This is a genomic window from Nocardiopsis sp. MG754419, from assembly GCF_018207095.1.
GTDB lineage: Bacteria > Actinomycetota > Actinomycetes > Streptosporangiales > Streptosporangiaceae > Nocardiopsis.
This window is the reverse complement of the sequence record NZ_QOCZ01000160.1, coordinates 1-12,423: the sequence shown is the minus strand read 5'-3', so window position 1 is coordinate 12,423 and position 12,423 is coordinate 1. Positions and strand designations below refer to the sequence as shown.

Here is a 12,423-nt window from a genome sequence, read left to right as displayed (position 1 = left end):
GCATCCCCTGGACCCCCGCCCGCGGGAGGACTCCGGCCCGGCCGGGTCCGCGCCGGACGCCCCCACGTCCGACGCGCCCGCCTCCGATGACCTCACCCCGGGTCCCGCCGACCCCGACGACCCGGAGGCCCCTGTCGATCCCCCCGCGGACACCGATAGCCTCCCGGGACCGGACCCGGACGTCGAGACCACCGGTCCCATCCAGGTCACCACGCACACGCCCTGGACGCGGAGGTCGGGCTGATGGAGACCAACGCCTACAGCGAGGACGCCGCCCTCATCGGCGAACGTCAGGCCGCCGCGCGGGCCCTCATGGCCCGTCCCCTGCTCACCCGCCGCGCCCACCCGGCCGAGTTCTCCCTGGTGCGCTCGCACAACGAGTGGCTGGTCCAGCGGTTCCAGCGGGTGCTCGGCTACCGGCTGACCGTCGCCGACGACCACGCCCGTCTGGTCAAGCGCGGACTCTTCGACGGGACCGCGCGGCCGCTCGCCCGGCCGGACGGCACCCGGCTCACCCCCCGCGCCCTCACCTACCTCGCCCTGACCCTCGCGGTCCTGGTCGAACACACCGGCCCCGTCACCGTGCGCTCCCTGGCCGCGCGGATCCGCGCGGTCGCCCACGAAGCCGGTGTCGACGCCGACCCCGGCCGCGGTCTCGGCGAACGGCGGGCCTTCTGCGCGGCCCTGCTCCAACTGGTCGACCTCGGGGCGCTCACCGAGACCTCGGGCACCGTCCGCGCCCACCAGGCCGACGCCGCCGTCGACGTCGAGCTCACCCCCGACACCGAGGCCCTGCGCTCGGTTCCCGCGCACCTGCCCCGTGGCGGCGACGACGCCGACACCTTCCTCGCCGAGGCGACCGACCCCGACCCCGAGAGCGACCAGGCCGGTGAGATCGCCCTGCGTCGCCTGCTCGCCGAGACGGCGGTCGTCCATCGTGAGACGCTCCCGGACCGCCAACGCGACCGGCTCGCCGCCCACCAGTGGCGGGCCGCCGCGGCCCTGGGCAACCTCCTCGGCTGCGACACCGAGATCCGGGCGGAGGGTGTGGCGCTCGTCATGCCCGACGAGGCGGCCGTGCGTCCGCGCTTCCCCTCCGACGACCCGGTCGGGCACACGGCCCTGGCCCTGGTCCGCCACCTCGCCGGCCTGCTGAACCCCGGCCGCCCCACCACCTCGGTCGCCGTCCCCGAGGACGCGTTGCGGACCGCGTTGGAGGCCCTGGGCGGCGCCGACGCACCGGTGCGCGCGGAGTGGGCGCGCACCGCCGGTCCCGAGGTTCCCGACCCCGAACGCCTCTTCGCCCTCGTCACGGAGCTGCTCGCCGGGCTGGGGCTGCTCGTGGGCGCCCCGGGGGACCGGCGGCTGACGGCGGCCGCGGCCCGCTACGGCGCGGAAGTGGACGATCGCGTCCCCGGGATCCAGGACAATGGCGAAGACAGCCGGACACATCCCGAAGACCGGACACACCCCGAACAATCGCCTGAACCAGGCCAGGAGGAGCCCGAGCCTCCGGCCGACCCCCGAAGCGACCTCGACCGGGTGGCGTCCGCGCTGCAAGCGGTGGCGAACGAGAAGGTGAGCGCGACCAGTGGTGACCCAGGAGACGACCGTGGCCCCCGGGACGGCTCCGGCTGACCCCGACCCCAACCCCCGCTATCGCCTCGAACGCGCGGGTATCCGTAACGTCTGGCAGTACGACGACCACGTCCTGGACTTCGCGGAGGGGCGGCTGCTGCTGCGCGGCCGCAACGGCGCCGGCAAGTCCAAGGCCCTGGAGATGCTGCTCCCCTTCCTCCTGGACGGGGACATGCGGCGTCTGGACACCACCGGTACCAACCGCACCAGCCTGCGCTGGCTGATGGCCGACGACCCCCGCGCGGGGCGCGGCCCGGCCGAGGAGGAGACCGGGCCCGACCTGCTCGGCGGCCCCGAGGACGGTCCCGCGGACGGAGCCACCGGTGACGACGAGGACACCGACGCGCCGGCCGCGACCGCCACGGACGACGCGTCCGCCGGGCCGGCCACCCGCCTGGGCTACCTGTGGGTGGAGTTCACCACCGCCCGCGGCGACCGTGGTCTGGACGCCGCGGTGCGTACCGGGACCGGCCCCAATTCTGCCTCCGCCCTGCTCGCCGCACAGGCGGCCCCCGCCGCCGAGCCCGAGCCCGAGGAGGCCTCGCCCCGGTACCTGACCCTGGGCGCCGCCGTCCTGGCGGTGGGCGACTCCGACCCCCGCTGCGTCTTCTTCGTCACCGAACGCCGGGTCGGTGTCGACCTCGACCTGGTCGTCGACGGACGCCCCAAACCCGTGGACCGCCTGCGCTCGGAGATCGGCGCCGACAACTGCTTCACCAGCGCCGTCCCCTACCGCGCGCGGGTGATGCGGAGCCTGTTCGGCATCGACGACTCCGTCCGCTACCGCAACCTCATCCACCTGCTCTACCGGCTGCGCCGCCCCACCATCGGCGACCGCCTGGAGGCCGGGGAACTCGTCGGTGTGCTCTCCGAGGCCCTGCCGCCCATGGACGAGTCCGTCCTGGACGAGGTGGCCCGCAACATCGCCGACCTCGAACAGGCCCGCACGGAGAAGAACGCCCTCACCGAGGCCGGCGCGGGCGTCGCCGCCTTCCTGACCGACTACCACGGTTACCTGGTCCACACCCTGCGCGCCCGGGCCGCCGAGGTCCGCGAACAGCTCGACGCCCGGGACCACCGGGTCGAGGAGACCGATCGACTGCGCGCCGAACTCGACGCGCTCATCACCGCCGAGAGCCAGGTCTCCGAGGAACGCGACCAGGCCCGCCGCACCCGCGACACCGCCGAGGCCGACGACGGCACCCTCGCCTCCGTCCAGAACGGCGCCGCCACCGCCACCGCCAACGAGCGCCGCGCCTACGACGCCGCCGTCGGCGCCTACATCCGTGCCGCCGAGGCCGCCTGGGCCGCCGCCGAGCACGCCACCACCACCGAGGACCACGCGATCGAGCGGCTGGGCGAGGACCTCACCGCGGTGGAGCGCGCCCTCGACGTCCTGCGCCAGACCCACGCGGAGGCCGGCCGCGCCGCCGAGGCCGCCGGCCTCGACCCCAGTGGGCTGGGGCGGGTCCCCGACACCCGCGCCACCGCCCACGCGCCCCGCGAGAGCACCACCCGGGTGGACCTCCAAGGGCTCGAACAGGCCGTGGAACGCGCCCCCGTCGACGGCATCGACCTCGACGACCTGCGCGAGAACCTGGGCCGGCTGCACGACCGCCTCACCACCACCGCCGATGACGCGGCCGACCGCACCGACCTGGCCGCCCACCTGACCGGACTCACCACCTCCGAGGCGGCCGCGGACCGCAGACTGGTCGCGCTCACCAGCGAGGCCGAGAGCGCCCAGGCCCTCCTCGAACGCGCCCACGACCGCGAACAGGACGCCGTCACCGCGCTGCGCGAGGAGAGCTCCACCTACGCCGACGGCGTCCGGGCCTGGGCCGCGCGCCTGCGCGACTCCAGCCACGCCCACGCCCTCGGTGAGGCGATCCACGACCTGGAGGGCAGCGTGGAGCTGCCCATCTCCGACGCCCTGCGCGTGCTGGACCCCGAGGTCCCCGGGACGGTCGCCCGCCTGGCCCACACCGCCGTCGACCCGCTCCTGGAGGAGCTGCGCGCCCGGCGCGACGTCGCCGTCAACGAGGAGAGCCAGCTCGCCGACGAGCTCGCCGAGCTCGCCGAACGCAAGGCCAAGAACGCCGACGCGGCCCCCGAGCGCCCCGCCTGGGCCACCTACCCTCGCCCCGAGGAGGAGGGCGTGCCCTTCCACCTGGCCGTCGACTTCGCCAACGGGCTCACCGTCCGCGAACAGGCCGGTCTCGAGGCCGCCCTGGAGGCCAGCGGACTGCTCGCCGGATGGATCCGGGCGGACGGCACCCTGTACGACCCCGCCACCCGCGACCTCATGATCACCCCGGCCCGCCCGGCCAAGGGCCGCACCCTCCTCGACGTGCTCGTGCCCGTGGCGATCCCGGACCGCGGCGCGGGCCACGACCTCCTGCGCGCCCTGCTGGCCTCCATCGCCCTGCACACGGAGGTGCCCGAGAGCGCCGAGGACACCGAGGCCAAGCACCGCAGGGACACCTCCGTGGCCACCGTCAGCTCCATGTCGCTCGCCGGCGGTTGGCGGCTGGGCGTGGCCTCCGGTGCCCACGACAAGAGCGAACCGGAGTACATCGGCGAGGCCGCCCGCAAACGCGCCCGCGACCGCCAGACCGCCAACACCGACCGGCGCATGGCCATCGCCGAGGCCCTCCTCGCGGAGGCGGGGGAGCGCCGCTGGGCGGTGGAGCGCTCCTACTCCGAGCTCCTGGAGGTCGCCCGGGACCTGCCGGACGCGTCGCCGCTCGTGCGCGCCTGGGCCACCCTCGACGTCGCCCGCACCGACGTGGCCGCCTCCCGCCGCGGCCACGAGACCACCCGGGGCGCCGCCGACACCGCCCGCACCGAACTCCTGGAGATCCGCCGCCGCCTGTCCGAGGCGGCCGGGGCCGAGTCGCTGCCCACCACGCGCGCCGAACTCGACAGCGCTCTGAGGGCCCTGGACCACCTCCGCGTCCTCATCGCCTCGGCCCTGCGCGACCTGGAGGTCCTCGCCTGGCAGCTGTCCGACCACGAACGCCACGTCTCCGCCTGGAACCGCACCCGCGCGGCCCGACTCCTGTCCGAGGACGCCCGCGCCGGCGCCATCGACGACATGATCACGGTCCGCCGCCAGTTCGAACTGGGCGATCGGGCCCGCGGGGTCGCCGGCGAACAGATCGAGGTGGCCCGGGACCAGGTCCGTGCACGCGCCCAGGAGGCGGCCGAACGCCTTCCCGCGCTCGAACGCGGCGCCCAGCGGGCCCGCGACGAACGCGTCGCCGCGGAGGCCCGGCTGGAGGCCGGCACCGTCGAACGCGCCGAACAGGTCCGCCGTGCCCTCGCCGCGGGCGAGCACCTGGTGGCCGCGGTCACCACCGTGGCCACCCCGGACGCAGACTCCGAGCCGGGCACCGAGGTCACCCTCGCCGACGCCGTCCTGCTCCGCGCCGCCGGCCTGGAGGACTGCGCCTCGGAGGACGGTCCCCTGGCCGGCTACCTCGCGGCCCTGGACACCGGTGCCGACACCGAGCCCACCGGCCCCGAGGGGCGCCTGGACCTGCTCGCCGCCTTCGTGGAGCGGTTGGAGGAGGGGCTGGCCGCCCAGACCGAGGTCGACGAGGTCGACGACAGCGCCATCCTCGGCAGCCGCGAGGACCTGCAGCGTCTCCTGGGCTCCGTGGGCTGGGCGCAGACCCGCACCGAACTCACCGAGCCCCGCGGCGTCAAGCGCCTCACGGTGCACGACGAGGACGGCGCCCACGACGTCACCGCCTACGCCGAGCAGGTCGCGACCTCCGTGACCCGGGCCGAGGAGAGCGTCGCCATCGCCGAGGAGGAGGCCTTCGAGCGCCACCTGCTCGGGGAACTCGCCGGACACCTGTCCCGCCAGATCGACGAGGCCCGCGCCCTCATCGCCACCATGAACGACGTCCTCAAGGACGTCACCACCTCCGCCGGGCTCGGCGTGCGCCTGGACTGGGACCTGGCCCCGGACGCCGGTGCCGACATCGAGGCGGTCGTGCCACTGCTGGCCACCCCGCCCGAGGAACGCACCCGCGTGCAGACCACCCGGCTGCGCGACGCCCTGCGCCGCTGCATCGAGGCCATCCGTCGACTGGACCCGACCGCCACGGGCGGGGCCCAGCTGCGCGCGGCCCTCGACTACCGGTCCTGGTTCACGTTCACCGTCTACGTCACCGACTCGGCGGGTGACGAACGTCGCCTGGGCCACCGCACCGCCCTCAGCCAGGGTGAACAGCGGGTGGTCGCCTACCTCGTGCTGTTCGCCGCGGCCGCCGCGCACTTCGACGCCCTGGCGGCCCGCGCCCCCTGGGCACCCCGCCTGATCCTGCTGGACGACGCCTTCGCCAAGGTCGACGAACCCACGCACGGTCGACTGCTCGGGCTGCTCGTCGAACTCGACCTCGACTTCGTGCTGACCTCCGAACGGGTCTGGGGCTGCTTCGCGAGCGTGCCCAGCCTCAACATCTACGAGTGTCTGCGCGACCCCAACGTGCCGGGCATCGCGACCCTGCACTTCACCTGGGACGGTAGTAGGAGGAAGTTGGTCGGGGTCTGAATCACGCCGCGCGTTGCGTGTATCACCAGCGCGCTTCCTCCCGTCCTGTCCTAGTCTGCTGATGCAGGTTCGATAACGGAGCGGGGTGGCGAAGGTGACTCGGATGCCCGAGACGGACGCGAACGGAGGACCGGGCGGCCTGGAGGTCGTGTCCGGAAACGACGATCCGACCGCGCAGGCGCTCCTGGAGGCCCTGGCGGGCTCCGGGCAGCCCGCGGGGGTCCGTGCCTGGGTCAACGCCGCGCTGTGGGGAGAGGAGGCCCTGGAGGCGCTCCTGCAGGGTGAGCACATCCCCGAAGCCGTCCCCGACGCCCCGAGCCCGGGCCCCTCCGGTCGGGTGCGGCGCGCCTACCTCACCGGTATCCGGGTCCAGGGCTTCCGCGGCATCGGACGGCCCGCGGAACTCTCCTTCCGGCCCGGTCCCGGCCTCACCGTCATCGTCGGCCGCAACGGGTCCGGCAAGTCCAGTTTCGCCGAGGCCGCCGAGGCCGCGCTGACCGGGCGCAACCCCCGCTGGGACGCCATGCCCACCGGGTGGCGGGACGGGTGGCGCAACCTCCACTACGACGAGCGCACCGAGGCCAGCGTCGACATCCACATCGCCGGCGACCACGGACCCACCCGGATCAGCCGCCGCTGGGCCGGGGAGAGCGTCCGCTCCGCCCGGGGCGAGGTCGTCCACCCGAGCGGGGAGGTCGCCCCGCTGCGCACCCTCGACTGGGGCGAGAACCTGGTCCGTTACCGGCCCTTCCTGTCCTACGACGAACTCGGCCGCACCGTCACCGGTCGCGCGGCCGAGCTGTACGACACCCTCACCGCGCTGCTGGGCCTCACCGGACTCGCCGAGGCCGAACGTCGCCTCGCCAAGATCTGTGACGGACTCGCCCGCCGACGCGACCGCCCCTCCCGGAACCTGCCCCCGCTCATGGACGCCCTCGGAGCCTCCGGCGACCCCCGCGCGGCCCAGGTGAGGGAACTCCTCTCCGCGCCCACCACCGACCTGGAGGCGCTGCGCAGGATCGCCGCCGACGACGGCCCCAGCGACCCCACGCTGCACGTGGTCCTGCGTCGGCTGCGCCGCCTCAACGTCCCCGAGCGGGTCCTCATGAGCGACGTCGTCAACGAGCTGCGCGGCGCCGCCATGGAGCTGGCCATGGCCGCCGGCAGCAAGGGCGACCACGCGCACGGAGTGGTCCGGCTCCTGGAACAGGCCCTGGAACACCACAAGCGGCACCCCACCGAGACCACCTGTCCCACCTGCGCCACCAGCGGATCGCTCGGGCCCGACTGGGTGCGGCGGGCCAACGCCCAACTGCGGGCCCTGCGCCCCCAGGCCGCGATCGCGTCGGCCGCCTACGACCGCGCCGACGCGGCGCGGGACCAGGCCCGGTTCCTGGTCTCGCCGATGCCCACCTGGCTGCCGCCGGACAGCGAACTCGGTCAGGTGTGGGCGCTGTGGGAGTCCGGTTCCGACATCGAGGACCTCGCCGAACTCGCCGACCACATCGAGGCCGTGGGACGTCGCCTGCGGGCCGCCGCGGTCAGTGCCCGTCGCGACGCCTCCGAACGTCTGGAGGACCCCACCAACGGCTGGTCCGACCTCGCCGAACGACTCTCCGAGTGGCTGGACGACGCCCAGGACGCCGTCAGGGCCGCCGAGACCCTCGCCGCCGCCGAGGCCGCGCTCGACTGGCTCGCCGAGTACGCGCGCTCGGTCCGCGTCGACCGACTCGGCCCGGTGGCCTCCCAGGCCGAGCAGGTGTGGTTCCGGCTGCGCCAGGAACGCCACATCGACCTCCAGGGCATGCGGCTCATCGGCCGGGGCGCCCGCAGGAGGGTCGAGGTGGACGTGACCGTGGACGGGGTGGACGACCAGACCAGCGCGCCCGGACTGCTCAGCCAGGGGGAGTTCCAGGCTCTGGCGCTGTCCATCTGCCTGCCGCGCACCCTGGTCGAGGGCAACCCTTTCGGGTTCCTGCTGCTGGACGATCCGGTCCAGGCCATGGACACCGAGACCGTGGAGGGGCTCGCCGCCGTCCTGGCCGAGGTGGGGCGTCACCGGCAGCTCATCGTCTTCACCCACGACACCCGACTGTCGGACGCGCTGCGCCGTCTGGGTCTGCCCGCCGACATCCGCACGATCAACCGTGACGCCATGTCCAACGTCTGGCTGGCCGAGAACGGGCGGTGACCCCGCCGGGTCCCGTGCGGTCCTCTCGGTCCCGCGAGACCGCTCCGAGGCCTCGCCCGGGGCCGCAGGGGCCTCGCCCAGGGTGCACGGGGTCACATTCGGGCCGATCTCAGAGCCGTGGGGGGCGATCCGAGAGGGCAGGGAAACGTCTGTGATCAGGGGTTTCCCCGTGCGGTGGTGCTTCCGTGCGGTGGGTGCCTCCGGGGGGAGGGCGCTCGATTTGGCAGACCACCCCTCGATCCCTGTATAGTCATGACCAGCGCAAGGGGGCAACACCCCCGGGGCGGACGAGAGAAAGTCCCACAGCGCGCCCCTTTAGCTCAGTCGGCAGAGCGTCTCCATGGTAAGGAGAAGGTCTACGGTTCGATTCCGTAAAGGGGCTCCACCACTTGATGAGGTTCCGGTCCACTCAGGTGGGTGGCCGGCGGAACTTCGCCGGCCGAACCGGAGGACATACGCGATAGTATGTCCTTCCGTGGTGATCGGGGCGGGGTAGCTCAGTCGGTAGAGCAAGCGGCTCATAATCGCTGTGTCGTCGGTTCAAGTCCGGCCCCCGCTACCAACCCACTGACCCCTGAGAACAACACTCAGGGGTCGTCGTGGGTATCGAGCAGTGTTCACTGCGTTCAGGTAATGTCTCCAGCGAGAAAGGCACTCCGAAGTGGCTGCCACAGACGTGAGGCCGAAGATCACCCTGGCCTGCCAGGAGTGCAATCACCGGAACTACATCACGCGCAAGAACCGTCGGAACACCCCCGACCGTCTGACGATCAAGAAGTTCTGCCCGAACTGCCGCAAGCACAACGACCACCGCGAGACCCGCTAGGTCACGCAGGTTCGTCGCCCCCGGCAGGGAGCGGTCAGCTTCTCGTAGACTCCAGCCCGGTGAGCCCATCGCTCGCCGGGCTGTTCGCTGTCCAGGGGTCCCCTCCGCGGCGGTGACCCGGTCCCGACGTCCACACATCCGAGAGGCAGAGCGTGGCGATCAACCCTGACTACCTCGGCCGGGAGTATCCCGCCCCCGAGGCCTACGAGGTGACCCGCGGCAAGATCCGCGAGTTCGCCGAGGCCATCAACGACCTCAACCCGGTCTACCTGGACCGGGAGTCCGCCAAGGCCATGGGCCACCCGGACGTCATCGCCCCGCCGACCTTCCCGGTGATCCTCGGCATGGCCGGCAGCGGGCTGGCCATCGCCGACCCCGACCTGGGCGTCGACTTCTCGCGCGTCGTCCACGGTGACCAGAGCTTCCGTTACAGCCGCCCCCTGCGCGCCGGTGACGTCCTCACCACCGTCACCCGCATCACCGACATCAAGGCGCTGGGCGGCAACGAGCTGCTCACCCTGGAGACGGTCGCCGAGGCGGCCGACGGCGAGCACGTGGTGACGACGGGCATGATGCTCGTCGTCCGGGGATCCTAGGAAGCGGGGACGCGACGATGCACAGGCTCAAGTACGACGAGGTGGAGACCGGCGCCCAGCTGCCGGAGCAGACCTTCCCGGTCCGCCGCCTGGACCTGGTCCGCTACGCCGGGGCCTCCGGCGACTTCAACCCCATCCACTGGAACGAGCGGTTCGCCAAGTCCGTCGGTCTGCCCGACGTGATCGCGCACGGCATGTTCACCATGGCCGAGGCCGGCCGGGTCATCACCGACTGGACCGGTGACCCCGGCTGCGTCGTCGACTACTCGGTGCGCTTCTCCGCCCCGGTCGTGGTGCCCGACGACGATGACGGTGCCGAGATCACCGTCGGCGGCAAGGTCAAGTCCAAGAACGACGACGGCACCGTCACCGTCCTGCTGACCGCCCGCTCGGGTGGCGCGAAGGTGCTCGCCAAGGCCTCCGCCGTCGTCCGGCTCGCCTGAGAGCACGCCCCCGGGCCACCGGTCCGTCCGGTGGCCTCCCGGCGGAGGCACCGGGGGGCGGCGCTGTCGCCCGGACCGGGGCGGGCGCCGAGAACCCCGGCCGGATCCGCGCCCGCACCCGGCCCTCACGAGAACGAAGAGGAACCACGCCCGTGTCCACCATGCTCGCCGACCACACCACGCTCGGTCTGGGCGGCCCCGCCAAGGCCTTCCACACCGCGACCACCACCGACGACCTGGTCCGTCTGGTCACCGACGCCGACCGTGCCGGTGAGCGGGTCCTCGTCCTCGGTGGCGGCAGCAACCTCGTGATCGCCGACGACGGGTTCCCCGGCACCGTGATCCTGGTGGCCTCCTCGGGCGTGACCCTCACCGAGACGGGGACCGACCCGGAGACCGGCGAGGACGTCGTGCTGCTGCGCGCGGACGCGGGCGTGGAATGGGACCCCCTGGTCGAGCGCACGGTGGCCGAAGGGCTCAACGGCATCGAGTTCCTCTCCGGCATCCCTGGACGAGTGGGGTCCACCCCCATCCAGAACGTCGGCGCCTACGGGCAGGACGTCGCCCAGACCATCCGCGAGGTGCTGGTCCTGGACCGCGCCACGGGCGAGCTCGTGACCATGTCCAACGCCGACTGCGGGTTCACCTACCGCGACAGCGTCTTCAAGGGCGGGGACCGCCACGTGGTGTGCGAGGTCGTCTTCGAACTGCGTCGCGGTCCGCTGAGCCGCCCCGTGCGCTACGCCGAGGTGGCCCGCACCATGGGTGTGGACGCGGGGGAGCGGGTGGCGCTGGAGAAGGCCCGCGAGGTCGTCCTGGGGTTGCGCGCGGGCAAGGGCATGGTGCTGGACCCCGACGACCCGGACACCCGCAGCGCCGGTTCCTTCTTCACCAACCCCATCCTGTCGCCGGTGGAGTACGCGGCCTTCCGCGAGCGGGCCGCCGCACGGCTGGGCCCCGACACCGCGATCCCCGGCCACCCCGACGACCAGGGCAACGTGAAGCTCTCCGCCGCCTGGCTGATCGACCGCGCCGGGTTCACCAAGGGGTACGGGGACGGCCCCGCCCGCATCTCCGGCAAGCACACCCTGGCCCTGACCAACCCCGGCGGAGCCGCCACGGCCGACCTGCTCGACCTGGCCCGCGAGGTGCGCGCCGGGGTCGAGGACGCCTTCGGGGTGCGACTGGTCAACGAGCCGGTCATGGTCGGCGTGTGTCTCTGAGGCGCACCCACCCCCGGAGCCTTCCGGGACGCCGCGCCCAAGAATGGAGTTAGGCACTCCGAACTCACTTTTCCGCCTCTCCTGATAAATCAATTCGGCAATACGATAAATTGCCGAGGAAAAACGCCCCTGGTATTGTCGAGTGCGTCGAAGGGGAGTAGTCCCCAATGTGCGCGGTCGACATACTGGACCTTCCGTCCCGGCCGCGTGAGCCCGGCTCAGGCGGGCGGACGAGACCTTTGACCCGGTAGTCAACGACCGGGTTGAAGGGGCGTTCTCCGCCTCCTTCTGCCCATCTCGGACAGCAGGAGTACCATGTCGGCTTTTCTCGTCGGTCTGGGCGTCAGCGCCTTCGCCATCTTCATCGCGGAAATGGGTGACAAGACCCAACTGGTCGCGATGTCCCTCGCCACCCGTTACCGCGCCCTCACGGTCATTCTCGGCATCACCGTCGCCACCGCGGTGGTGCACCTGGCAAGCGTGTTCATCGCCGAGGTCCTGGGTGCGGCACTGCCCACCGACTGGCTCACCCTCGCCGCGGGCCTGGCCTTCCTCTTCTTCGGGCTCTGGACCCTGCGCGGCGACGAGATGAGCGACAAGGACGAGCAGCGCGCCGCGTCCCGCCGCATCCGCTCGGGTTTCATGACCGTGGTCCTGGTGTTCTTCGTCGCCGAGCTCGGTGACAAGACCATGCTCGCCACCATCACCATCGGCACCCAGCACCACTGGCTGCCGGTCTGGATCGGTTCCACCATCGGTATGGTCGCCGCCGACGCCATCGCCATCGCCGTGGGCGCCGTCCTCGGCAAGAAGCTGCCCGAGAGGGCGATCCAGGTCGGCGCCTCGGTGCTGTTCTTCGTCGCGGGGGCGGTCATGATCGGCCAGGGCGCCTGGATGCTCCTGGCCTGACCCCGGGGCGTCCGACGCGAACGGGGTCGGGGG

At 72.8% G+C, this 12,423-nt stretch carries 8 protein-coding genes, 2 tRNA genes and 1 pseudogene; all 11 read left to right on the top strand.

The window, feature by feature from the left end:
• Positions 1-244, top strand: a pseudogene (locus DSY14_RS23470) (hypothetical protein); the annotation flags it as partial.
• Positions 244-1,638, top strand: a complete 1,395-nt coding sequence (locus DSY14_RS23465) for a TIGR02678 family protein (protein WP_211718788.1) — start codon at positions 244-246, stop codon at positions 1,636-1,638. The pseudogene DSY14_RS23470 and the gene DSY14_RS23465, both read left to right, overlap by 1 nt.
• Positions 1,592-6,202: an SbcC/MukB-like Walker B domain-containing protein gene (locus tag DSY14_RS23460; RefSeq protein ID WP_211718787.1), complete on the top strand. Its 4,611-nt coding sequence runs from the start codon at positions 1,592-1,594 to the stop codon at positions 6,200-6,202. The genes DSY14_RS23465 and DSY14_RS23460 overlap by 47 nt, the downstream gene beginning before the upstream one ends.
• A gap of 103 nt (positions 6,203-6,305) precedes the next feature.
• The gene (locus DSY14_RS23455; RefSeq protein ID WP_211718786.1) at positions 6,306-8,393 is read left to right on the top strand and encodes an ATP-binding protein; all 2,088 of its coding nucleotides are present in this window, start codon (positions 6,306-6,308) and stop codon (positions 8,391-8,393) included.
• 309 nt (positions 8,394-8,702) lie between these two features.
• Positions 8,703-8,778, top strand: a tRNA-Thr gene (locus tag DSY14_RS23450).
• Positions 8,779-8,879: 101 nt separating this feature from the next.
• A tRNA-Met gene (locus tag DSY14_RS23445) sits at positions 8,880-8,955 on the top strand.
• 99 nt (positions 8,956-9,054) lie between these two features.
• Positions 9,055-9,219 carry a 50S ribosomal protein L33 gene (gene rpmG / locus DSY14_RS23440; RefSeq protein ID WP_026117477.1) on the top strand — a complete coding sequence of 55 codons (165 nt, stop codon included), beginning with the start codon at positions 9,055-9,057 and terminating at the stop codon, positions 9,217-9,219.
• 152 nt (positions 9,220-9,371) lie between these two features.
• The gene (locus DSY14_RS23435) at positions 9,372-9,815 is read left to right on the top strand and encodes a MaoC family dehydratase N-terminal domain-containing protein (RefSeq protein WP_211718785.1); all 444 of its coding nucleotides are present in this window, start codon (positions 9,372-9,374) and stop codon (positions 9,813-9,815) included.
• Positions 9,816-9,832: 17 nt separating this feature from the next.
• A complete protein-coding gene (locus tag DSY14_RS23430; protein WP_211718784.1) occupies positions 9,833-10,258 on the top strand; it encodes a MaoC family dehydratase in 426 nt (141 codons plus the stop codon).
• Between the two features lie 161 nt (positions 10,259-10,419).
• The gene (locus DSY14_RS23425) at positions 10,420-11,481 is read left to right on the top strand and encodes a UDP-N-acetylmuramate dehydrogenase (RefSeq protein ID WP_211718789.1); all 1,062 of its coding nucleotides are present in this window, start codon (positions 10,420-10,422) and stop codon (positions 11,479-11,481) included.
• Positions 11,482-11,796: 315 nt separating this feature from the next.
• A complete protein-coding gene (locus DSY14_RS23420; protein ID WP_211718783.1) occupies positions 11,797-12,390 on the top strand; it encodes a TMEM165/GDT1 family protein in 594 nt (197 codons plus the stop codon).
• Positions 12,391-12,423 lie beyond the last annotated feature (33 nt).

What these genes read in the sequence shown, in the direction of transcription:
- DSY14_RS23465 (WP_211718788.1), top strand. Translation starts at nt 244, where the DNA reads ATGGAGACCAACGCCTACAGCGAGGACGCCGCCCTCATCGGCGAACGT.
- DSY14_RS23455 (WP_211718786.1), top strand. Translation starts at nt 6,306, where the DNA reads ATGCCCGAGACGGACGCGAACGGAGGACCGGGCGGCCTGGAGGTCGTG.
- DSY14_RS23430 (WP_211718784.1), top strand. Translation starts at nt 9,833, where the DNA reads ATGCACAGGCTCAAGTACGACGAGGTGGAGACCGGCGCCCAGCTGCCG.
- DSY14_RS23425 (WP_211718789.1), top strand. Translation starts at nt 10,420, where the DNA reads ATGCTCGCCGACCACACCACGCTCGGTCTGGGCGGCCCCGCCAAGGCC.
- DSY14_RS23420 (WP_211718783.1), top strand. Translation starts at nt 11,797, where the DNA reads ATGTCGGCTTTTCTCGTCGGTCTGGGCGTCAGCGCCTTCGCCATCTTC.